Raw genomic sequence first — 23,106 nt, 5'->3', positions numbered from 1 at the left:
GCCAGAAGTGCGGGGAGCCGGGAGCGGGGGCGGGGAACATCCCCGCCCCCGCCGGTGTTGGTACCGGCGGCGGAGACGAAAGGCGGAGCCGTGCACGGTGAGTACAAGGTCCCCGGTGGCAAGCTGGTCGTCGTGGACGTGGACGTGGAGGACGGCGTGCTGCGGCGGACGCGCGTGGCCGGTGACTTCTTCCTGGAACCCGACGAGGCGCTGGACGCCGTGAACGGCGCCCTGGACGGCACCCCCGCCGACACCGACGCCGCCGGTCTGGCGGCCCGTATCGACGCGGCCCTGCCCGTGGGGACCGTGATGTACGGGCTCACCCCGGAGGGCGTGGGCATCGCGGTGCGCCGGGCACTGGCTCATGCCACGGACTGGACCGACTACGACTGGCAGCTGGTCCACGAGGGCCCGCAGCCCCCCGCGCTGCACATGGCCCTTGACGAGGTGCTGACCGCCGAGGTCGCCGCCGGCCGGCGTCCGCCGACACTGCGGGTGTGGGAGTGGGGCGCCCCGGCGGTGATCATCGGAAGCTTCCAGTCCCTGCACAACGAGGTCGACGCCGAGGGCGCCGAACGGCACGGCATCGAGGTCGTGCGCCGGATCTCCGGCGGCGGCGCGATGTTCGTGGAACCGGGCAACACGATCACGTACTCGCTGTCGGTGCCGGAGTCGCTGGTCCAGGGACTGTCCTTCCAGGACAGCTACGCCTACCTCGACGACTGGGTGCTCGGCGCGCTCGGCGAGATGGGCATCAGCGCCTGGTACCAGCCGCTGAACGACATCGCCACCGACCAGGGCAAGATCGCCGGAGCCGCGCAGAAGCGGATGGTGGGTCAGGACGGCGGCCCCGGCGCGGTACTGCACCACGTGACGATGGCCTACGACATCGACGCCGGCAAGATGCTCGACGTGCTGCGCATCGGGCGGGAGAAGATGTCGGACAAGGGAACGAGGAGCGCGAAGAAGCGGGTGGATCCGCTGCGCCGGCAGACCGGTCTGCCGCGTGAGGCCGTCATCGAGCGGATGACCGACTCCTTCCGGGCCCGTTACGGGCTCTCCGCGGGCAAGGTGACGGACGGGGAACTGTCCCGCGCGCAGGAGCTCGCGCGGACCAGGTTCACCTCGCCGGAGTGGACCGCGCGCGTGCCCTGACGCGCCCAAATCGCCTGTTTCCCAGAGGAACAGAGGCAACCGGCCACCGCGGACGGTACGCCCCCGTCACCGCGCGCCTACGGAGCGAGTTGGCCCTTCCGCGCCACAACAATGCGTGTGACACTGGCGTCCCGTCCGCAGTGCGGGCCCCTCCGCACCAACTCCACGAGAAGTGCGCCGTGCGTTCCTTTCCTCTGCCGATCGCCCTGACCGCGCGCCTGTCCCCGGTGGTCGTCCTCGCCGCGGCGGGCTGGGCGCTGTCCTCCGGCCCGCTGGCCGCGCCGCAGGCCGCCGAGAGCAGGACGACCGAGAAGACGAAGACCCAGTCCGCGTCCGCTCCTTCCGAGACGCGCGCGGTGAAGACGTACGCCGCCGCGCCGGCGCCGTGCGACAGCCTCGCCGCGAAGAGCGTCAAGTCCCTTGTTCCGGGCGCCAAGACGGCGGGCAAGGAGATAGCGTCCACGGACACGAAACTGCGCCGCACCTGCTCGTGGAACGCGCTCAAGGGTTACGAGTACCGCTGGCTCGACGTGTCCTACGAGGTGCTGAAGTCGGACGAGGCGGCGGAGGAGTCGTACCAGGGACGGCTGGAGGAGAAGAGCGGCGGGGGCCCGGTCCCCGGGCTCGGGGACGCGGCGTACTCCGTCGTGAACCTCACCACCGAGGACAAGCAGCAGACACGCGAGGGCACGGTACTGGCGCGCGCCTCCAACGCGCTGGTGATCGTGACGTACAACGGCAGCGACTTCGAGTCGAAGAAGGCGCCGGGCACGGAGGAGATCAACAAGGGTGCGATCAAGGCCGCCAAGGAGGCCGTGGCCGCCCTCGTGAGCGCGCGGTAGCCAACCGGAATTGATGGTTCCGTGACATCTGTCACACCGGGTTTCCGATCTGCGCGGGTCGCTTAGTAGGACCGGCCCCGGCGACATGAGGGACTTGTCCGGCTTGCCGCGGACGGGTGCGGGGGCGGCGCGGACGGTGTGCCGGCGGAGGGCCGGGGGGCACGGCCTCTTCGCCGCACGCCCGTTTCTGACGAGGCGACAGGCCTTCCCGGGAGGCCCCTCACCCGTGGTCGGCACGCCCTCCCGGCTGCCGCAAGACCCCGGCCCGCCTACGAGGTGGAGTAGTAGGAGTGCCCTTTGCGCCCGGCGCCGGGCCGTCCCGAGAATGACCAGCCTCCGGACAGCAGGGGTGAGGTCACACATGGGAAAGCACCGCCATCAGCAGCAGTACCGCAGGACGGTCGTCGCGGCAGTCGCCATCGGCGTCATAGGCATACCCTCGGTCGCCATGGCCTGTACCGACTGGCCCGGCGGCGGTGAACGGCAGAACCGGGGCGGCACCGCCCCGGCCGTGGACCACGACCGGTGGGACGGCCCCGGCCGCTACCACCAGTGGAACGGCCGACAGCACGGCGCCCCTTCCCCGGTCCCGTCGGACACCCCGGCCGCCACCCCCGGCCCCTCGAAGCCGGGCAAGCCGAAGCCGGGCAGCGCCAAGCCGTCGCGGAAGCCGGAGCAGACGGCCCCCGGGTCGCCCGCCTCCGGGCCCACCACAGCGCCGAAGCCGACCACGGCCGCACCCCGGCCCACCGAGACCGCCCCGGAGCCCACCGTGGCCGCCCCGAAGCCCGGCACATCCGCTTTGAAGCCCCCCACCACCGCCCCGGCTCCCACCGCCACCGCGTCGCCACCGGCCGCGTCCGGCGCCGTCGCCCGGGTGGTGGAACTCGTCAACGCCGAGCGCGGCAAGGCGGGTTGTTCCCCGGTCGAGCTGAACGCCACGCTGAGCGAGGCCGCACGGAAGCACAGTGAGGACATGGCCGCGAGCGGCACCATGTCGCACACCGGCTCCGACGGATCCGACCCCGGTGACCGCATCACCCGCGCCGGCTACGCCTGGAGCACCTACGGCGAGAACGTCGCCCACGGCTACTCCACCCCCGAGCAGGTGATGCAGGGCTGGATGACCAGCCCCGGCCACAAGGCGAACATCCTCAACTGCGCGTTCGAGGAGATCGGGGTCGGACTGGCACAGCCCGGCGCCTACTGGACCCAGGACTTCGGCACGGCCCGGTAGACGCCGGGGGCTCACACCCGGCGGCGCCCGGCCATCAGGGCGACGTACACCGCGAGCGACGCCGCGAGACCCACCGCCCAGCCGTAGTCCGCGAGGGGCCTGAGGAACGGGATCAGTCCGTCCTGCGGGAAGGGCCCCTTCCCGGGCGCCGAGTGCGAGCCGCCCACGGCGAGGACGCCGCCGACCACGAAGGCGGCGACCGCGCGCAGGTTCCAGCCTGACGTGTACCAGTAGCGTCCGCCGGGTGTGTACAGGTCGGGCAGGTCCAGGGCGGTGCGGCGGACGATCCAGTAGTCGGCGATGAGGATGCCGGCGACGGTGCCGAGGAGCCCGCCGACGAGACCCAGCCAGGTGAAGATGTACAGCTCGGGTGTCTCGGTGAGCTTCCACGGCATGATCACCACACCGACGACGCCGGTGATCAGCGCGCCGGTGCGGAAGGTGATGAGCCGCGGTGCCAGGTTGGCCAGGTCGTACGCCGGGGAGACCACGTTGGCGGCGATGTTCACGGAGATGGTGGCGATGAGCACCGTCACCAGGGCGAAGAGCAGCCCGAAGACGTTGTCGGTCTCGGCGGCGAGCGCGACCGGGTCCCACACCGGGACACCGTAGACCGCCTGGCTGCCGGAGGTGACGAACACGGACAGCAGCGCGAACAGCGTCATGGTGGTGGGCAGTCCGAGGGTCTGGCCCCAGACCTGGGCGCGCTGGCCCGCGCCGAAGCGGGTGAAGTCGGGGATGTTCAGGCTCAGGGTCGACCAGAAGGCGATCATCCCCATGAGGGAGGGGAAGAACACCGGCCAGAAGTCGGCTCCCCAGCCGAGCCGTGACGGCTGGTCGAGCAGCGGTCCGAGGCCGCCGGCCTTGTTCGCGATCCAGGCGAGCAGCACCAGCGCGCCGACGATGACGAACGGCGCGGCCCAGTTCTCGAACCGGCGCAGGGTCTCCATCCCCCGGTAGATGATGGCCAGTTCGAGCGCCCAGAACAGGACGAAGCACACCCAGAGCGTCCACGGCTGGCCGCCGACCTCCGACGCCTGTGCCCAGCCGCCGAACATCTTGCCGAGCAGGACGAAGATGCCCTGGCCGCCGATCCAGGTCTGGATGCCGAACCAGGCGCACGCCACCGCGGCCCGGATCATCGCGGGCAGGTTGGCGCCGCGCAGCCCGAACGAGGCACGGGCCAGCACCGGGAAGGGGATGCCGTACTTGGGTCCGGCGTGACCGGTGAGCAGCATCGGCGCGAGCACGATGACGTTGGCCAGCGCGATGGTGAACACGGCCTGCTTCCAGTCCATGCCCAGTGCGACCAGGCCGGAGGCGAGCAGCCAGGAGGGGATGTTGTGTGCCATCCCCACCCACAGGGCGGTGAAGTTGTACGTCGTCCAGCGGCGGCGGGCCAGCGGTACGGGCAGCAGGTCGTCGTTGACGAAGCGGCCGTCGGTGAGGACGGTGCCCGGTGGGAGCTCGACGCGTCCCGCCGGGTCGGTTATGGGTTCGCCGGACGGCGTGGGCGGGACGGTCGCGGTCATGGGCGTGTCCTTCGGCGGTCGGACGGGTCAGCTGTCGAGTGCCGGGATGATCTCCGCGCCGTACGCGTCGATCGTCGTCTCCTGCGCGTCGTGCATGTCGTAGACGGCGAACTGGTCCACGCCCAGCTCGCGCAGTGTCCTCAGCTTCTCGATGTGTGCCTCCGCCGGGCCGAGCAGGCAGAACCGGTCGACGATCTCGTCGGGCACGAAGTCCGTGGAGGGGTTGCCGGCGCGTCCGTGGTGGCTGTAGTCGTAGCCGTGCCGCTCCTTGATGTACGCGGTCAGCGCCTCGGGCACCATGCCGGAGTGCTCGCCGTAGCGGGAGACCAGGTCGGCGACGTGGTTGCCCACCATGCCGCCGAACCAGCGGCACTGCTCGCGGGCGTGCGCCAGGTCGTCACCGACGTACGCGGGAGCGGCGACGCAGATGGTGACGGAGGCCGGGTCCCGCCCCGCTTCCTCGGCTGCGGCGCGTACGGCCTTCACCATCCACTCGGTCAGATACGGGTCGGCGAGCTGGAGGATGAAGCCGTCGGCCTTGCGTCCGGTGAGGGCGAGCGCCTTCGGTCCGTACGCGGCCATCCACACGGGGAGCTTCCCGTCGCGCACCCACGGGATGCGCAGCGGCTGCCCGTCGACCTCGGCCTCGCGGCCCTCGGCGAGATCACGGATCGCGTCGATCGCCTCGCCGAGACGGGCCAGGGTGTTGGGTCTGCGTCCGGCGACCCGCATGGCGGAGTCGCCGCGGCCGATGCCGCAGACGGTGCGGTTGCCGAACATGTCGTTGAGGGTGGCGAAGGTGGAGGCGGTCACCTCCCAGGTGCGGGTCCCCGGGTTGGTGACCATCGGACCGACCTTCAGTGTCGTGGTGTTGGCCAGGATCTGGCTGTAGACGACGAAGGGTTCCTGCCACAGCACGGCGGAGTCGAAGGTCCAGCCGTGGCTGAAGCCGTTGCGCTCGGCGCGCTTCATCAGGCTGACCACCCGCGAGGCCGGCGGGTCGGTCTGCAGTACGAGTCCGAAGTCCATGCGCGGGTCTCCCTAGGTGAGGTACTGACAGGTGGAACGCGGGGTGTAGACGCCGTGCCCGGCGCGCCCGGTGTACTCCCGGCCGGTGATGACGGGGACCCCGCGCGAGAAGACGGTCTCGACGCGGCCGGTGACCCGCCTGCCCTCGTAGGCCGAGTAGTCGACGTTCATGTGGTGGGTGTCGGCGGAGATGATCTGCTCGGCGTCCGGGTCGTAGATCACCACGTCGGCGTCGGCGCCCGGCGCGAGGGTGCCCTTCTTGGGGTAGAGGCCGAACATCCGGGCCGGGGAGGCGCAGGCGATCTCGATCCAGCGGCGGCGGGAGATGTGTCCGTCCAGGACGGCCTGGTGGAGCAGGTCCATGCGGTTCTCCACGCCCGGCAGACCGTTGGGGATCTTGGAGAAGTCGCCGCGGCCGAGTTCCTTCTGGCCCGCGAAGCAGAACGGGCAGTGGTCGGTGGAGACCACCTGGAGGTCGTTGGTGCGCAGGCCCCGCCAGAGTGCCGCCTGGTGCTCCTTCGGCCTGAGCGGGGTGCTGCACACGTACTTGGCGCCCTCGAAGCCGGGCTCGGCGAGGTTGTCGGTGGACAGGAACAGATACTGCGGGCAGGTCTCGCCGAACACGGGCAGCCCGTCGTCGCGGGCCCGGGCCAGTTCGGTGACGGCCTCGGCGGCGGAGACGTGCACGACGTAGAGCGGGGCGCCGGCGACCTGCGCGAGCCGGATGGCGCGGTGGGTGGCCTCGGCCTCGAGCAGGGCCTTGCGGACCTCGCTGTGGAAGCGGGGGTCGGACTCGCCCCGGGCCAGGGCCTGTTCGACGAGTACGTCGATGGCGATGCCGTTCTCGGCGTGCATCATGATCAGCCCGCCGTTCTCGGCGGAGCGCTGCATGGCGCGCAGGATCTGTCCGTCGTCGGAGTAGAAGACCCCGGGATACGCCATGAACTGCTTGAAGGAGGTGATCCCTTCCTGTACCAGGAGATCCATTTCCTTCAGCGTCCCGGCGTCGACGTCCGAGACGATCATGTGGAAGCCGTAGTCGATGGCGCAGTTGCCCTCGGCCTTGGCGTGCCAGGCGTCCAGGCCCTCGCGCAGGGAGTGGCCGACGCTCTGCACCGCGAAGTCGACGATGGTGGTCGTGCCGCCCCAGGCGGCGGCCCGGGTGCCCGTCTCGAAGGTGTCGGCGGCGAAGGTGCCGCCGAACGGCAGTTCCATGTGGGTGTGGGCGTCGACACCGCCGGGGATCACGTACTTCCCGGTGGCGTCGACGGTCCGGTCGGCGGTGAACGACGCGGCGGCCGGGGTGGCGGAGGCGGCGAGGGCGGCGATGCGGCCGTCCTCGATCAGGACGTCGGCGTGGATCTCGTCGGAGGCGGTGATGACGAGGCCGCCGCGGATGACCGTGCGGGTACTCATGTCCGGAGTCGCTCCTCAGTGTCGTGACGGTGCCGGTGGTGGGGTGGCTGGTCGCGCCCGCGCGGCGGCGGCCGCACCGCGAGTGCGGCCCCGCGCCCCCGCGTGGGCCGGCCTCAGGGAGTGGTCAGCGGGCCGTAGCTCCCCGGTGCCCTGTCCCGGTAGAACTGCCAGCGGTCTCGGACTTCCCTGAGCCTGTCCATGTCCAGGTCGCGGACGACCAGTTCGGTCTCCTTGTCGCTCGCCGGCTCGCCGACGAACCGGGCCTCCGGGTCGACGAAGTAGCTCGTGCCGTAGAAGTCGTTGTCCCCGTACTCCTCCACGCCCACCCGGTTGATCGCGCCGACGAAGAACTCGTTGGCGACGGCCGCGGCCGGCTGTTCCAGCTGCCAGAGGTAGCCGGACAGTCCGCGCGAGGTCGCCGAGGGATTGAAGACGATCTCGGCGCCCGCGAGGCCCAGGGCGCGCCAGCCCTCGGGGAAGTGCCGGTCGTAGCAGATGTAGACCCCGATGCGGCCCGCTGCGGTGTCGAAGACCGGCCAGCCGCTGTTGCCCGGACGGAAGTAGAACTTCTCCCAGAAGCCCCTCACTTGAGGAATGTGCGTCTTGCGGTACTTGCCGAGGTAGGAACCGTCGGCGTCGATCACGGCGGCCGTGTTGTAGAGGATCCCGGGCTGTTCCTCCTCGTACATCGGCAGCACCAGGACGATGCCGAGCTCCCGGGCGAGGGACCGGAAGCGCTGGACCACGAGGCCGTCGGGGACGCGTTCCGCGTACGCGTAGAAGGCCGGGTCCTGCACCTGGCAGAAGTACGGTCCGTAGAACAGTTCCTGAAAGCACAGCACTTGGGCGCCCTGGGCGGCGGCGTCGCGGGCGGCCTGCTCGTGGACCTGGATCATCGACTCCTTGTCGCCGGTCCAGGCGGTCTGGAAGACGGCGGCACGGATCACTCGGCTCATCGGGACCTCCGGTCGCTCGGTGTGCGGCGAGCCTAGGGAGGCCGGGCGTCCGCGGTGAGATGCACCGTGTCACGTCTGCGGGGGTACGGCGTGTCACCGTGTCATCCGTCGATGGGCCCATGTTTCACCGCCGTTGTCGCAGGTGGTTCGCTTGTCTCAGCGCTGTTGCGCGTCGTGCGCGAGGAGTGCGATGTGTACCGATGCGGCCTGCTCGAAGTCGTCGAGGTCCACGCCCAGGCGGACCTGTATCGCCTCCAGCCGGCGGTAGAGCGCGGGCCGGGAGACGTGGTGGAGCTGCGCGGTGCGGGACTTGTTGCGGCCGGTGGCGAGGTAGGTGCGCAGTACGGGGAGCAGGTCCTCGTCCGGGTCGCACAGCAGGCCGTCCAGCTCCCGTTCGGCGAAGGACTGCACCTCGGGGTCGTCCCGCAACAGCCGGACCAGTCCGCGCAGATGGACGTCGCGGAGCCGGACCACGGGCGGCAGGTCCAGTGCGGCGGCCGAGTCCGCCACCGCGTCCGCCACATGCCGGGCCTCGCGCAGCCCGGCCGGCACGTCGTCGAAGGATGTGCGGGCACCGGCCGCCGCCACCACGGCGGGCCCGGTCTCCGGCCCGGCCCGCAGCCGGGCGGCGAAGTGGCCGGTGAGGGCGTCGGCGTCCTGGTCACGGGCGAGGCTGAGCAGCACGGCGGTCACGGTGCCGGACAGTTCCGCGACGATCCCGGGCAGCCCCAGGAGCCGCAGAACGCGGTCGAGCCGGGCCGTGTCCCGGCCGCGCACGACCAGCGGCACGAAGGTGCGCCGGTTCACCGGCAGCCCGGCCGCCCGCGCCCGGGGCAGCAGGTGCCGGGCCGGTACGACGCCGCCGACCAGGTCGGTCAGCAGGCTCTGCGCGGACTGTTCCTCCCAGGAGGAGGCGCCGCCGAGCATGCGGTGCAGGACCAGGGCCTCGGCGGCCCGGTCGGCGAGCAGCCGTCCGGTGGCGGTGTCGCCCCGGTAGCCGCACAGCACGATCCGCCCCCACCGCTCGCCCCGCCCGCCGAGCTCGGCACGGATCCAGCCCTCGCCCTCGGTGCGGCCGGCCTGCCGGGCGACACGCTCCCAGTCGCGCAGGACGTCGTCCACGGCCGGCCGCTCCCCCGCCGTGCCGAGGACCCGGTGGGCGAGGTTGGCGACGACCACGGGGCAGCCGCTGTGCCGGGCGACCTCGTCGAGCAGGCGCTGCAGCGGGGCGCCGGTGGTGATCAGCGCGGTGAGTCCGGTGCGTACCGCCTCGGACAGGCTGACGGCGGCGTACTTGCGCCGGACCAGCCGGGACTGCACCTCCTCGGTCAGCTGGGCGAAGGGAAAGGGGCGGTGCAGGACCACCAGGGGCAGTCCGCACCGCTCCGCCACCCGCCGCATGGCCTCCGGCGGGGCCGGGAAGGCACGGCCGAGTCCGAGGACCACGGCGGACGCCTCGGCGCGGTGCAGGGAGCGGACGTACTCCGCCTGTTTGTCCTCGTCCCCGGCGAGCAGCACTCCGGTGGTGAGGACCATCTCGCCGCCGCTGAGCATCACTCCGACGTCGGCCGCCTCGGCGACATGCACCCAGCGCACCGGCCGGTCCAGCCGGCCCGCGCCGGCCACCACCTCGGGCTCCCCGGCGAGCACCCGCTCCAGGGCGAGGACCTGCCGGACCGAGAGGGCCGGTGCCGGTGGCTCCCAGGTGGTCATGGCAGCGTCCTTCTGTTCGGTGTACCGCCTACCGGATGCTCCGCAGCGCCTGTTCCAGGATGTCGGCGCCCTCCTCGGCCTCCGCGACGTTGAGGGACAGCGGCGGGGCGACGCGCAGGGCGCTGGTGTCGTGCCCGCCGCCCTTGCCGATGAGCAGGCCGCCCTCGCGGGCCGCCTCCAGGACGGCGGACGCCGCCTCGGGGTCGGCTTCGTCGGTGCCGGGCCGGGTCAGCTCGATGCCGATCATCAGCCCGCGTCCGCGCACCTCCCGTACGGCCGGGACCTGGGCGGCGGCGGCCCGCAGCCGCTCGATGAGCAGGCCGCCGACCCGGCGGGCGTTGCCCTGGAGGTCGTGTTCCAGCAGGTAGGTGAGGTTGGCGAGGCCGGCCGCCATGGTGATCTGGGTGCCGCCGAAGGTGGAGATGCTGTTGGCGTCCAGGCAGTTCATGATCTCGGAGCGGGCGACGACGCCGCCGATGGACATGCCGTTGCCGATGCCCTTGGCGAAGGTCAGCATGTCGGGCGGGCCGCTGCGGCCGTGGGCCTGCCAGCCCCAGAAGTGTTCGCCGGTGCGGCCCCAGCCGGTCTGCACCTCGTCGGCGATCCACAGGATGCCGCGCTCGTGCAGCACCTCGCGGAAGGCCGCGTACAGCCCGTCGGGCGGGGAGGTGAAGCCGCCGACGCCCTGGATGGGTTCGGCGATCAGCGCGGCGGGCGGGCGGGTGTGGCCGAGGAGGTCCTTGAGGTCGTCGACGCAGGCGGCGGCGAAGTCGTAGTCGTCGAGCTCGGCGAACGGGCCCCGGGTGCGGACGCCGCCGTGCACGTAGAGCGTCTGCAGCGGGGAGAGCGAGGTCGGGGACCAGCCGCGGTTTCCGGTGATGCCGACCGAGCTGAAGGAGCGGCCGTGGTAGCTGTTGCGCATCGCCAGGACCGTGTTGCTGCGCCGGTAGGTGGTGGCGAGCAGCAGGGCGGTGTCGTTCGCCTCGGTGCCGGAGGTGGTGAAGAACACCCGGGCGTCCGGGATTCCGCTCAACTTGGCGATGCGTTCGGCGAGCTCCACCATCGGCCGGTTGAGGTAGAGGGTGGAGGAGTGGACGATTCGCGCGGCCTGATCACTCACCGCCTTGGTGATCTCGGGCAGCGCGTGGGCGGTCATGGTGGTGAGGATGCCGCCGAAGAAGTCGAGGTAGCGGTTGCCCTCGGCGTCCCAGACGTGGCGTCCCTCGCCGTGGGTGATCTCCAGGGGCTGCTCGTAGTAGAGGGCGAGCCAGTCGGGGAGCACGGAGCGGTGGCGGCCCAGCAGGTCGTCGGTCACGGCCGCACCAGCCCCTCGTAGGCGTCGGGGCGGCGGTCGCGGTAGAAGGCCCACTGCTGCCGCACCTCGTCGATGAGGCCGAAGTCCAGGTCACGGATCACGAGTTCCTCCTCCCTGTCGCCGGCGACGTCGCCGACGAACTGACCGCGGGGGTCGACGAAGTACGAGGTGCCGTAGAAGTCGTTGTCCCCGTACTCCTCCACGCCCACGCGGTTGATGGCGGCGACGAAGTACTCGTTGGCGACGGCCGCCGCCGGCTGCTCCAGCCGCCAGAGGTGGGACGAGAGACCGCGGTGCGTGGCCGACGGGTTGTAGACCAGCTGGGCTCCGTTGAGGCCGAGTTGCCGCCAGCCTTCGGGGAAGTGCCGGTCGTAGCAGATGTAGACGCCGACCTTGCCGACGGCGGTGTCGAAGACGGGCCAGCCGAGGTTGCCGGGCCGGAAGTAGAACTTCTCCCAGAAGCCCTTGACCTGGGGGATGTGGTGCTTGCGGTACTTGCCGAGGACGGTGCCGTCGGCGTCGATCACGGCCGCGGTGTTGTAGTAGTGGCCCGGCTGCTCGACCTCGAACACCGGCACGACGACCACCATGCCGGTCTCCCGGGCCAGCTCCCGCATCCGGCGGGTGGTCGGGCCGTCGGGGACGGGCTCGGCCCAGCGGTAGTGCTCCGGGTCCTGGACCTGGCAGAAGTAGGGGGCGTTGAACACTTCCTGGAAGCCGATGACCTTCGCGCCCCGGCGGGCCGCCTCGCGGGCGTACTCCTCGTGTTTCGTCAGCATGGACTCGGTGTCGCCGGTCCAGGTCGCCTGGACCAGAGCGGCACGTACGACATGGGTCATGAGGTGCTCCTCGGACGCGACGTCGACCGCCTCTACGCCCGTAGAGACGGTCGTAGAGGGTCGAACGTAAGCCCCTCGGACGGCCTTGCCAAGACCATCGTGTCCAAGGCCGCGGAGTCGACCGCGTTTGACACCCCGGTGGGCGAGTCCGCGGGCCCGCCGGTCCCCGGTCAGGTGGTGAATCCCGCGACGCGCAGGGCGTGCAGCAGATCCCGGTGCCGTGCGTCGGAGAGGTCCCGGGCGGCCGTGAGGAGCAGCGGGACGAGCCTCGGCGGATCGGAGGCGGCGGTGCGGGCCGCGTCCGCCGGGGCGCGCATCCGGAGGCAGGCACCGAGCAGCGCCAGCGCCTCGTGGTGCCGCGCCTGGGCGTCCAGGGTGAGCGCCGCCCGCCCGATCTCGTCGGCGGGCCGCACGACGCCGTGTCTGAGGATCTGCTCGCCGTCCTCCGCGCGGCCGGCCCCCGTGAGGGCGTCGGCCGCGGCGACGAGCCGGTCGGCGGGCAATGCCGCGGCGGCCTCCCACAGCAGCGTCGCCCAGTCGGTGCCGAGTCCGGCCCGCCGCATCGCCTCGGCGAACAGCGGTAACCGCCCGACGGGCGAGCGGGCTGCCTCGCTCAGCAGCGCGTGCGCCTCCCCGCCCCGCCCCTCGCCCCGCAGCCTCGCGAGCACCATCACGGTGTGGCCGACCTCCTGCCGGTCGGCCGCGTCGCCGGGCTCCTCGTTCCAGGGCTCCGCCCGCTCCCCCGGTTCCCCGGCGGCCCCGGCGAACCGGGCCCCGCGCGAGGAGGCCCCGGCCGGCGGGAGCTCCGGCACGACGGTGGGCGGTACGACGACGGGGCCGCCCTGCTCCTCGTCCTCCGCACCGGCGAACCGGGCCCCGCCCCGGCGCCGCTTGCGCGCGGGGGCGGGCTCGGGCGGGGCGGGGGCCGACCGGGACGGAGCGGGGGCCGGGCGGAGCGGGGTGGGATCGGACCGGGTGGGGGTGAGGCCGGACCGGGTGGGGGCCGGTGCCGGGCGGTGGGGCTCGTGCCGTGGAGGCTCCGTCCGCGTCCGCGGGGCGTGGCCGCCGAGGGAGCGGATACGGACCGTGAGTTCCGCGCAGCGGGCCGTGGCGCGCCGGTGGTCGTCGTCGGCCCAGGCGAGGTCGTCGCGGAGGGCGCCGGCCTCCTCCCGGGTGGTCGCCGAAGCCGACCTGCGGGCGAGTTCCGCCCTGCGCTCCGCCGCGTACCGCCGCTCGCGCAGCATGACGTCCAGCCGGCCGTGCAGGACCTCCCGTGCACCGGGGAGGGCGTCGTACGCGGCCAGCGCGGCCGTGTGCAGGGAGCGGGCCGACGGGGCCTCGGCCCGTGCGGCTCCGGGACCGTGTGCGGCGGCGAGGTCGTACAGCAGGGACTCCACCACGTCCCAGGGAGGCGGTTCGCGCCCTTCGACGCAGGCCCGCATGGCCTCGGGGTCCCGCTGCCAGAACACCAGGCACCAGCCGTCGTACCGGTCGAGACGCGCCAGCAACTCCCGCAAATAGTGCGCGAACTCCCGCATTTCGTCCGGGAGTTGCTCAACCGACATACTCAACTCCCGCCACATCCGGACCACTCGAGTCCGTAGGAAACACCCGTCGTGTTACGGCGGCGCTACGGAGACTTTTCCGGCGGGATGCGGCGGGATGCGGCGGGATGCGGCGGGGTGCGGCGGGACACAGCCGGGGGCGACCGGGCTCAGGCGGCGATCGCACCGCCCGGCGGCGGCGCGCAGCGGCCCAACAGGTCGTCCATCGACAGGCCGAGTTCACCCGCCAGGGCGGCCACCGTGAAGAACGCCGGGGTCGGAGCCCGTCCCGTCTCGATCTTGCGGAGGGTCTCCGCTGAGAGGCCGGCGCCCGCCGCCACCTCGGTCATACTGCGGCTGCCGCGTGCCTCACGCAGCAGCAGGCCGAGCCGCTCGCCGCGTTCACGCTCTTCGGGGGTCAAAGGGGTGCGCACCATGGGCACCATTCTAATACCGGTATAGTAATTGGCATGGTGGAACTCAAGACCGATACATCGATCGATGCCATGCTCGAGGCCGGACAGGTCGTCGCGAGCGCACTGACGGCCGTACGGAAAGCCGCCGACGTGGGCGTTTCCCTGCTGGAGCTGGACGAGGTGGCGCGGGAGGTGCTGCGTGCGGCGGGCGCGACCTCACCCTTCCTCGGCTACCGGCCCTCCTTCGCGCCGACCCCGTTCCCCGCCGTGATCTGCGCCTCGGTCAACGACGCGATCGTGCATGGCATCCCGGACGGCTACCGGCTGCGCGACGGGGACCTCGTCTCCATCGACTGCGGCGCACAACTGGGCGGCTGGGCCGGGGATGCGGCGATCAGTTTCACGGTGGGCCTGCCGCGCCCGGCCGACGTGCGGCTGATCGAGACCACCGAGCGGGCGCTCGCCGCGGGCATCGGGGCGGCCGTCGTGGGCAACCGCATCGGCGACATCGCGCACGCGATCGGCACGGTGTGCCGCGAGGCGGGGTACGGGATCATGGACGGCTTCGGAGGCCACGGCATCGGCCGGCGCATGCACGAGGACCCGTCCGTACCGAACGACGGCCCGCCGGGAAAGGGCATGCCCCTGCGGCACGGGCTGGTCCTCGCGATCGAGCCGATGCTCATCGCAGGCGGCGGCGACACCTGGCACGCGGACAGCGACGGCTGGACGCTGCGCACGGACGACGGCTCCCGCGCCGCTCACGCGGAACACACCGTGGCGATCACCGATTCAGGCCCCCGCATCCTCACCACCTGACCACCCCGACACCCCCGCTCCCGTGCCCGTTCCAGTGCCCGTCGGCAGTCGTGCCTCCCCCGGTGCCCCAAGGGCCCGGGAGGTGCCCCCGAGGCGATGGAGGCCCCCCGCTCGAGCAGAGTCGAGAGTGGGGGGGAGGGCGGGCGCGACGGCACCCCGCAAGCGGCGGGCAGCGCAGACACCCCGCGCCCGTGCCCGTTCCAGTGCCCGTCGGCAGTCGCGCCTCCCCCGGTGTCCCAAGGACCCGGGAGGTGCCCCCGAGGCGATGGAGGCCCCCCGCTCGAGCAGAGTCGAGAGTGGGGGGGGAGGGCGGGCGCGACGGCACCCCGCAGGCGGCGGGCAGCGCAGACACCCCGCGCCCGGCACCCACGCGGAGCACCAAGCCGGCACCGGCCGGGACGACCCCGCCCACCACCCCCGGCACCCGCGCTCACGCCCGCACCCGCCCGTGCACCCCTCCCCCATCCCCATCCGGACATGCCCACCCAAAAGGATCGTGTCATCGTTGGCATGAGCGAGCCCCGCCCGGGTTACCCGGCCCCGGCACGTCGACCCAGCGAAGGAACGGATGACGATGACGAGTGGTTTCGTCGGCCCGGAGGGTGACCCGTTCGCAGAATTCCTCGCCCGCTTCTTCGGCGGACAGCGCCCCCGCCAGATCGACATCGGCAGGCTCCTCAGCCAGCCCGCCCGGGAACTGGTCCGCGGCGCCGCCCAGTACGCCGCCGAGCACGGCAGCCGAGACCTGGACACCCAGCACCTGCTGCGCGCCGCCCTCACCGCCGAGCCGACCAGGAGTCTGCTCAGCCGCGCCGGCGCGGACCCGGACTCCCTGGCGTCCCAGATCGACGACCGGTCGGGCCCCGCCCAGCACGCCCCGGGCGACGCCCCACCGCCGACCTCACTGTCCCTGACCCCCGCCGTGAAGCGGGCGCTGCTGGACGCGCACGAGATGGCCCGTGCCAACGGCGTCGGCTACATCGGCCCGGAGCACGTACTCAGCGCCCTCGCCGCCAACCCCGACTCGGCCGCCGGGCACATTCTCAACGCCGCCCGCTACACCCCCTCTCCCCCGCCCGAGACACCGGACACCCAGCAGCCGCGCGCCGAGCGACCCCGCCCCGCCACGGGCACCCCGACGCTGGACAAGTACGGCCGGGATCTCACCTCGATGGCCCGCGAGGGCCGCATCGACCCGGTGATCGGCCGGGACCAGGAGATCGAGCAGACCGTCGAGGTGCTCTCCCGGCGGGGCAAGAACAACCCGGTGCTGATCGGTGACGCCGGTGTCGGCAAGACCGCTGTCGTCGAAGGGCTGGCCCAGCGGATCGCGGAGGGAGACGTGCCCGACATACTCCTCGGACGGCGCGTGGTCGCCCTGGACCTGACCGCGGTCGTCGCCGGGACCCGCTACCGGGGCGACTTCGAGGAGCGGATGAACAACATCGTCGAGGAGATCCGCTCCCACTCCGACCAGCTGATCATCTTCATCGACGAGGTGCACACCGTCGTCGGCGCCGGTGGCGGCGGGGAGGGCGGCTCGATGGACGCCGGCAACATCCTCAAGCCGGCCCTCGCCCGCGGCGAGCTGCACATCGTCGGGGCGACCACGCTGGAGGAGTACCGCCGGATCGAGAAGGACGCCGCGCTGGCCCGCCGCTTCCAGCCGATCATGGTGCCGGAGCCGACCCCCGCGGACGCGATCGAGATCCTGCGCGGTCTGCGGGACCGGTACGAGGCCCACCACCAGGTCCGCTACACCGACGAGGCGCTGGTGTCGGCCGTGGAGCTGTCCGACCGCTATCTGAGCGACCGCCGGCTGCCGGACAAGGCCATCGACCTCATCGACCAGGCCGGCGCCCGGGTGCGGCTGCGGGCCCGCACCAAGGGCACGGACGTACGGGCCCTGGAGCGCGAGATCGAGCAGCTCACGTGCGACAAGGACCAGGCGGTCGCGGACGAGCAGTACGAGCGGGCCACGCAGTTGCGGGACCGCATCGGGGAACTGAAGCAGCGGATCACGGAGACCGGCGGCGAGGACGAGGTCGACGAGGGCCAGAGCCTGTCGGTGGACTCCGAGGCGATCGCCGAGGTGGTGGCCCGGCAGACGGGCATCCCGGTCGCCCGCCTCACCGAGGAGGAGAAGGACCGGCTGCTGGGCCTGGAGCAGCACCTGCACGAGCGGGTCGTCGGCCAGGAAGAGGCGGTACGCGTCGTCTCGGACGCCGTGCTGCGCTCCCGCGCGGGGCTCTCCAGCCCCGACCGGCCGATCGGCAGCTTCCTGTTCCTCGGGCCGACGGGCGTCGGCAAGACGGAACTGGCGCGGGCGCTGGCCGAGGCACTGTTCGGCAGCGAGGAGCGGATGGTCCGCCTCGACATGAGCGAGTACCAGGAGCGGCACACGGTCAGCCGGCTGGTGGGCGCCCCGCCCGGCTATGTGGGGCACGAGGAGGCCGGTCAGCTCACCGAGGTGGTGCGGCGGCACCCGTACTCGCTGCTCCTGCTGGACGAGGTGGAGAAGGCCCATCCGGACGTCTTCAACATCCTGCTCCAGGTCCTGGACGACGGCCGGCTCACCGACGCGCAGGGCCGCACGGTGGACTTCACCAACACCGTCATCGTCATGACCAGCAATCTGGGCTCCGAGGCGATCACCCGGCGCGGCGCCACCCTGGGTTTCGCGTCCGGTGGCGCGGACGCGGACGAGGAGGCGCGCCGCGAGCAGATCCTGCGGCCGCTGCGGGAGCACTTCCGGCCCGAGTTCCTCAACCGGATCGACGAGATCGTGGTGTTCCGCCAGCTGACCGCCGCCGAGCTGCGGAAGATCACCGATCTGCTGCTGGAGAGCACCCGTCGCGGGCTCGAGCGGAAGAACATCTCGGTCGAGTTCACCGACGCGGCCGTGGACTGGCTGGCCGAACGCGGCTTCCAGCCCGAGTACGGCGCCCGCCCGCTGCGCCGCACCATCCAGCGCGAGGTCGACAACCAGCTCTCCCGGCTGCTTCTGGACGGCCGCGTCCAGGAAGGCGGCCGGGTGACGGTGGGCGCCCAGGACGGAAGCCTGACGTTCACGGCCCGGGAGACACCGGCGCCCGAGCTGTGAGCCGGGTGGAAGGGGCGCCCGGTCCGGGCGCCCCTTCCACGCGTTCAGCGCGCCGGACGCACCACCATGGCCGAGCCGCCGCCCCTGCGGTCCCGCTCGGCCGCCGCGAGCCACTTGCCTCCCGGCAGCCGCTGGACGCCGGTGAGCGCGCCGATCTCCGGGTTCTCCCGGAACGAGTGCCCGATGGCCTCCAGGCTCCGCCGCAGCTCGCTGTCGTAGAGGCCCGGTTCGAGGTCCGTCTGCGCCGTGTTGCGCTGGCTGGCGCGCGGCGCGGCGATCGCGTCGGCCAGGGGCAGCCCGCGGTCGAGGAAGCCGGTGAGCGTCTGGAGCACGGTGGTGATGATGGTGGAGCCGCCGGGTGAGCCGAGCGCCACCACCGGCCTGTCGTGCCGGTCGAGCACGATGGTGGGCGCGATCGACGACCGGGGCCGCTTGCCGGGGCCGGGCAGGTTCGGGTCGTGCACGGCCTCGTTCGCCGGGGCGAAGGAGAAGTCCGTCAGCTCGTTGTTCAGCAGGAATCCCCGGCCGGGCACGGTGATGCCGCTGCCGCCGGTCTGCTCGATGGTGAGGGTGTAGGCGACGACGTTGCCCCAGCGGTCGGCGGTGGTGAGGTGCGTGGTGCTGTCGCCCTCGTACGTCGTCGGCGCGGCCTCGTCACCGGTGGCGCAGGGTTTCGGATCGCGGGGGTCGCCGGGGGCGAGGGGGCTGCTGAGGACGGCGTCGTCCTCGATCAGGCACGCGCGCGCGTCGGCGAACCGCTGGGAGAGCAGTTCCCTCGTCGGTACGTCCTCGAAGGCGGGGTCGCCCACCCAGCGCCCCCGGTCGGCGAACGCGATCCGGCTCGCCTCGATGAAACGGTGCAGGTACGAAGCGTCGCTCGCCCGGGCCAGGTCGGTGCGCTCCAGGATGTTGAGGGCCTCGCCGACGGTGGTACCGCCGGAGGAGGAGGGCGCGATGGAGTAGACGTCCAGGCCGCGGTAGGAGGTCTTGGTGGGCGGCTGGGACTTGGCGCGGTAGACAGCGAGGTCACGGGCGGACAGCTCGCCCGCACGGGCGTTCCAGCCGGACTCCGGGTCCACGGGCGGTTTGTTGACCGTCTCCACGATGTCCCGGCCGATGCCTCCCCGGTACAGGGCGTCGACGCCCTTGCGCCGCAGCTCCGCGTAGGTGCGGGCCAGGTCGGGGTTCTTGAAGGCGGAGCCGACGACCGGGAGTTCCCCGCCGGGCAGGAACAGCTCGGCCGTGTCGGGGAAGTACCGGAAGCGGGTCTCGTTCGCGGCGGTCTGCGCGCGGAAGGTGTCGTCGACGGTGAAGCCGTCGCGGGCCAGTCGTTCGGCGGGCTTCAGGACCGTGCCGAGGCCGCGGCTGCCCCAGGTGTCGAGCGCCCGCTGCCAGGTGGCGGGCGTGCCGGGGGTGCCGACGCCCAGGCCGCTGCTGACGGCCTCGGCGAACGGGACCGGCTCGCCGTTCTCCAGGAACAGTGCGGAGTCGGCGGTCAGCGGGGCGGTCTCGCGCCCGTCGAGGGTGTGCACGGTGCGGGAGCGGGCGTCGTAGTGGACGAAGTAGCCGCCTCCGCCGATACCTGCCGAGTAGGGCTCGGTGACACCGAGCGCGGCGGCCGTGGCGACGGCCGCGTCGACGGCGTTGCCGCCCTTGCGCAGGATCTCGATCCCGGCGGCGGAGGCGTCGGCGTCGACGCTGGACACCGCGCCGCCGTACCCGACGGCCACGGGGGCCTTGGGCGGGTGCGGGGCGGGCCGGTCGGGCGGGCCGGGCGGCTCGTGGCGGGCGGGCCGGTCGGGCAGGCCGTGACCGGCGGGCCGGTCGTGTGCGGCGGGCGGCGCGAACGCCCCCACCGACACCACGGCGGCACCGGCCGCCAGGGCAGCGAGCTTCCGTACGACAGAGCGACGCATCCGCACCTCCGGTAAAGGGCCGTCCGCGCAGCCTAGTTTGTCGCCATGCTCTCGTCAGGGAGGCCGTGAGGTGTGCCGTGCCGGCGGTCCGGGGGCGGTCAGCCGCCCGGGTGTCGAACACGGGTTTGCGCCGGACCGCTAGCATGCGCGCCCATGACCGACGACGTACGCAATATCGTTCTGGGTGTGCTGGCCGCGGGCATCTGTGCCGCGCTGGGCTGGATCGCCCGCACCTATCTGTGGAAGCGCAAACTCCGGCGCAAGCAGACCTTCTTCGGCCTGCCGGAGAACTCCGAGTCCCTGCTCGTCGTCAACCGCGATTCGGCGACGGCGGAACCGGCGGTGCACCGGTTCGACGTGTTCGCGCTGCTCGAACTCTCCGCGCTGATCAAGGACTGCGGGGCGCATGTGCAGCTGGTGACGCAGGACGCGGCGCACCAGGGCTTCGGTGAGCGGACCGAGTTCTGTGTCGGCGGTCCGGGCTCGAACCGTCCCGTTCCTCAACTCCCACTCTGGACTCAATGGCCAGCGGTGCGAAAGTCACCTTGATCTCGACCGGGTCCGGCTGCCACACCGGGACACACTCAGCGTCGGCCAACACCTTCATCGCCTCGGCCCAGACACCCCGGTTCAGCCACCGGTTCGCCTGGGTCTGGAGCGTCTTCCAGTCCACGCCGTACTTCGGCGCCAGCTCCTTGTAGCGGGCGCCCGAAGTTGCCTTCTCCAGGAGTGCTTCGACCATCACCCGGCGGTCGATGGTGCAGCGCGGACCGCCCATCAGCGGCGCGATCCGCTCCCAAGCATCGTCCGTGAGGACGGGGACGCAACGGCCGGCGGCCACGAACCACTCCCGTACCGCGCAGGCAACGCCCTTGCGCCTCGGAGCGCAGCGGAGGACTTCCGCTCGTGTCTTCATCATGCGCAGCAGCTCGGCCTTTTCGGCAGGCTCGACGTCCTGCAGGTTGCGCCCGGCGACCTCGGCCAGGCGCTCCAAGTTCTGAAGCCAGCGGCCTGCCTCTGCAGCCTCCCTCTGCCACGCTTCTGCCTCACGGCGTAGCTTCTCCAGCCCGGCGAGTTCGTCTTCGTGGGGCTTGGCGGCCCGCTCCGCGGCCTCCGCGGCCTCCTCGCGGCTCAGGCCGCGGCGCAGGGCGCGCTTGGCGGCGGTGGCTGCCGTGATGTCGATGAGGTCTTCAGTTTCGGCGATCCGCTGGTCCAGTTCGGCGATGCGCTTGGTGTAGTCCATGCGCTTGTGGCTGGTGGCGTTCAGCCAGTCTTGGGCCATGGCCTTCATGCGGTCGGCGTCGCCGAGTGTCGCCATAACGTCTTTCCAGACCTGCTTCTCGATGCTGGTGGCTTCGAGGTAGGGGCAGGTGCAGCGGTCGCCCGCTCCGGCGTACGACTCGTGCCGGCCCTTGCATCGGTAGATGACCTCTGTGGGCCGGTGCTGGTGGCCCTCGTAGGTCTTGCCGCAGGGGCTGGTCATGAGGCCGGTCAGGAGGTAGATGCGGGACCGGGTCTTGGTCGACGGCCGGCGGCTCGCCATGGCGGACTTCAGCTCCTGGACCTCCTCGTCCGTGAATATCGACGGGAGGTTGATCACGACGGTTTCCCCATAGATCGGGTTGCCGTCCTGGTCTCGCTGAGCATCGTGGCCTCGCCATGTGACGCGGCTTTCCAGGGCCGCATCCCCCAGGAGGCGGCAGCGGATGTTCTTGGCGGTCCAACCGTTTCCGGACCGGGTCAGACGCTTCTCGCTGTTGAGGATCAGCGCCGCCTCCCCCCAGCTGCGCCTCTCCAGGAAGACCTCCCGCGCTCGGCGCAGGGTCGCCGCCTCCTCCTTGTGGACGACGTAGTGCGAGACGCCCTTCTTGCCGCGTTCGGCGACGTCCCAGCCGAAGGGGATCATGCCGCCTGGGTAGAGGCCGTCCTCGGCCTTTTCCTGGATGCCGCCCTGGGTGCGTTCGCGGATCAGCTCGCGCTCTTCCTCGGCGTAGTCGGCGTCCTTGCGCATTTGGCTGCGACCGGCTGGCGTCGAGTTGTCGTAGTCCTTCTTGACCACGGCGACGTATACGCCGAGGTCTTCGAGGTCCCAGACCCATTTCCAGAAGGCGCGGCCGGTGCGGCCGATGCCGCGGCCCTCGTTGACCACGACCATGTCGAAGGGGCGTGGGGTCTTGCGGGCGTCCTTCATTAGGCGTCGCAGGTCCGGCCTATCGTCGGCCTCCAGGCTGCCGCTGAAGCCTTCGTCGGCGTATGTGCCGACGTGCTTCCAGCCCTTCTTCTGGATGTGGCGGACGGTCTTCTTTCCGGTGTAGGCGATGCCGTATCCGTCGGCCTGTTCCTCGGTGGACACTCGGAGGTAGTCCACGGCCCGGAGTGGGGCCGTACCGGTGGTTCGCAGTGCGGTGTCAACTGCACGCGTGAGAGCCTTGCCCATGTCAGTCCCTTCACGACTGGCCAGACCCCGGGACATTTGCGGTGCCGCCGGGGTCACCCATGTGGCGTAGATCTTATGCTGCGGGGGCGTCGGTGCGAGGCTGGAAGAGGATCTCTAGGATGCGCCGGTATGCCACCGGGTCCGGTTCCTCGTCCCTGAAGCTGATGTCGACCCGGGGCGCTGGGTCATCTTTGAAGTGTTCACATAGCCACTTACCGGCCGCGTCAACCGGTATAGAGTTCCCATTTTGCATAGGCATCCTCCTTCACGATTTTAGCATTCCTCACCTTAAATGCCCTGTTCACATTGGGAATTCAACTTTGTGATGCAATGCACGCATGAGCCTCTATGTTGCCGTAACTAAAAGTTGGGATTTTCTCGGCAGCGACACCAGCGCTTGCGAAGGTTGCGACTCGGCCACGCCAAACCACTCTCCTCCCCTCTTCCAGTGGGCAGCGTCGTCCATCGGTCCTGCTTCTCCCCACCGCCTGGCACAGGGAGCACGACCGCTACCAATGGTCGCCACGATCGCCGGTTTGGCTAACCGGCGATCGTGGTCTATGTTGCGCGCCGCATCATGAACCCGGCAGGCTCTGCAAGCTCGCCGCCAGCGAGGGGAAGCCCGTAGGAACGCAAGATCGGCACTGGTGAGTCGGCCATCTTTCGCACGATAAGAGGCAATCCAGGGGAACGGCCTCTCGGTCGCTTCGTGCCCGTGCCCTTCAGAAGACACGGCCCTGTATCCCGGTAGCCACCGGCACAGCGGACATGCAAGAGGTGTCCGCCGTGTGCGATCCGCAGTCCCTGTCCACTGTTGCTGTGATGTGGGCACCGGAC

16 protein-coding genes and 1 pseudogene are annotated in these 23,106 nt (G+C 71.4%); 6 read left to right on the top strand and 11 right to left on the bottom strand.

Annotated features, from left to right (window positions below; translation table 11 throughout):
• Positions 1-90: 90 nt before the first annotated feature.
• From HTV45_RS20270 to HTV45_RS20260, 3 genes are all read left to right on the top strand, one after another.
• Positions 91-1,155: a lipoate--protein ligase family protein gene (locus HTV45_RS20270; RefSeq protein WP_215207229.1), complete on the top strand. Its 1,065-nt coding sequence runs from the start codon at positions 91-93 to the stop codon at positions 1,153-1,155.
• A 179-nt stretch (positions 1,156-1,334) separates the two neighbouring features.
• Entirely contained in the window at positions 1,335-1,997 is a 663-nt protein-coding gene (locus HTV45_RS20265; RefSeq protein WP_215207228.1) for a hypothetical protein, read from the top strand.
• Positions 1,998-2,358: 361 nt separating this feature from the next.
• Complete coding sequence (locus tag HTV45_RS20260; RefSeq protein WP_215207227.1) at positions 2,359-3,234, top strand: CAP domain-containing protein; 876 nt, start codon at positions 2,359-2,361, stop codon at positions 3,232-3,234.
• A gap of 11 nt (positions 3,235-3,245) precedes the next feature.
• Here the strand turns inward: HTV45_RS20260 and HTV45_RS20255 are convergent, their stop codons facing one another.
• The 9 genes from HTV45_RS20255 to HTV45_RS20215 form a co-directional block, all read right to left on the bottom strand.
• On the bottom strand, positions 3,246-4,766 hold the full coding sequence (locus HTV45_RS20255) for an NCS1 family nucleobase:cation symporter-1 (RefSeq protein WP_215207226.1): 1,521 nt from the start codon (positions 4,764-4,766) through the stop codon (positions 3,246-3,248).
• A 27-nt stretch (positions 4,767-4,793) separates the two neighbouring features.
• Positions 4,794-5,795, bottom strand: a complete 1,002-nt coding sequence (locus HTV45_RS20250; protein ID WP_215207225.1) for a TIGR03842 family LLM class F420-dependent oxidoreductase — start codon at positions 5,793-5,795, stop codon at positions 4,794-4,796.
• 12 nt (positions 5,796-5,807) lie between these two features.
• Positions 5,808-7,211: a dihydropyrimidinase gene (hydA, locus tag HTV45_RS20245; RefSeq protein WP_215207224.1), complete on the bottom strand. Its 1,404-nt coding sequence runs from the start codon at positions 7,209-7,211 to the stop codon at positions 5,808-5,810.
• A gap of 113 nt (positions 7,212-7,324) precedes the next feature.
• Positions 7,325-8,167, bottom strand: a complete 843-nt coding sequence (locus tag HTV45_RS20240; protein ID WP_215207223.1) for a nitrilase-related carbon-nitrogen hydrolase — start codon at positions 8,165-8,167, stop codon at positions 7,325-7,327.
• Positions 8,168-8,323: 156 nt separating this feature from the next.
• Positions 8,324-9,880 (bottom strand): PucR family transcriptional regulator, encoded by a 1,557-nt coding sequence (locus HTV45_RS20235; protein ID WP_215207222.1) that lies wholly within the window; start codon positions 9,878-9,880, stop codon positions 8,324-8,326.
• Positions 9,881-9,908: 28 nt separating this feature from the next.
• On the bottom strand, positions 9,909-11,195 hold the full coding sequence (locus HTV45_RS20230) for an aspartate aminotransferase family protein (RefSeq protein WP_215207221.1): 1,287 nt from the start codon (positions 11,193-11,195) through the stop codon (positions 9,909-9,911).
• Positions 11,192-12,034 carry a nitrilase-related carbon-nitrogen hydrolase gene (locus HTV45_RS20225; RefSeq protein WP_215207220.1) on the bottom strand — a complete coding sequence of 281 codons (843 nt, stop codon included), beginning with the start codon at positions 12,032-12,034 and terminating at the stop codon, positions 11,192-11,194. The genes HTV45_RS20230 and HTV45_RS20225 overlap by 4 nt, the downstream gene beginning before the upstream one ends.
• A 170-nt stretch (positions 12,035-12,204) precedes the next feature.
• Positions 12,205-13,599 carry a hypothetical protein gene (locus HTV45_RS20220; RefSeq protein ID WP_215207219.1) on the bottom strand — a complete coding sequence of 465 codons (1,395 nt, stop codon included), beginning with the start codon at positions 13,597-13,599 and terminating at the stop codon, positions 12,205-12,207.
• Between the two features lie 149 nt (positions 13,600-13,748).
• A complete protein-coding gene (locus tag HTV45_RS20215) occupies positions 13,749-14,015 on the bottom strand; it encodes a helix-turn-helix domain-containing protein (RefSeq protein ID WP_215207218.1) in 267 nt (88 codons plus the stop codon).
• 33 nt (positions 14,016-14,048) lie between these two features.
• Between HTV45_RS20215 and map the strand changes: the two genes are divergently transcribed.
• Together map and HTV45_RS20205 are read left to right on the top strand one after the other, a co-directional pair.
• Positions 14,049-14,813 carry a type I methionyl aminopeptidase gene (map, locus tag HTV45_RS20210; protein WP_215207217.1) on the top strand — a complete coding sequence of 255 codons (765 nt, stop codon included), beginning with the start codon at positions 14,049-14,051 and terminating at the stop codon, positions 14,811-14,813.
• 574 nt (positions 14,814-15,387) lie between these two features.
• On the top strand, positions 15,388-17,916 hold the full coding sequence (locus tag HTV45_RS20205; RefSeq protein ID WP_215207279.1) for an ATP-dependent Clp protease ATP-binding subunit: 2,529 nt from the start codon (positions 15,388-15,390) through the stop codon (positions 17,914-17,916).
• A gap of 44 nt (positions 17,917-17,960) precedes the next feature.
• Here HTV45_RS20205 and ggt read toward each other — a convergent pair whose 3' ends face one another.
• The gene (gene ggt, locus HTV45_RS20200) at positions 17,961-19,832 is read right to left on the bottom strand and encodes a gamma-glutamyltransferase (RefSeq protein WP_215207216.1); all 1,872 of its coding nucleotides are present in this window, start codon (positions 19,830-19,832) and stop codon (positions 17,961-17,963) included.
• Positions 19,833-19,985: 153 nt separating this feature from the next.
• Between ggt and HTV45_RS20195 the strand changes: the two are divergent.
• Positions 19,986-20,324 (top strand): annotated as a pseudogene (locus HTV45_RS20195) (hypothetical protein); the annotation flags it as partial.
• On the opposite strand, the gene HTV45_RS20190 reads toward HTV45_RS20195, so the two are convergent.
• Complete coding sequence (locus HTV45_RS20190) at positions 20,221-22,269, bottom strand: recombinase family protein (RefSeq protein WP_251692450.1); 2,049 nt, start codon at positions 22,267-22,269, stop codon at positions 20,221-20,223. The pseudogene HTV45_RS20195 and the gene HTV45_RS20190 overlap by 104 nt on opposite strands.
• Positions 22,270-23,106 lie beyond the last annotated feature (837 nt).

Origin of the sequence: Streptomyces sp. CHD11, assembly GCF_018638295.1 — a bacterium.
In the GTDB taxonomy this organism is placed as follows: domain Bacteria; phylum Actinomycetota; class Actinomycetes; order Streptomycetales; family Streptomycetaceae; genus Streptomyces.
This window is presented reverse-complemented; position numbering and strand designations above follow the sequence as displayed.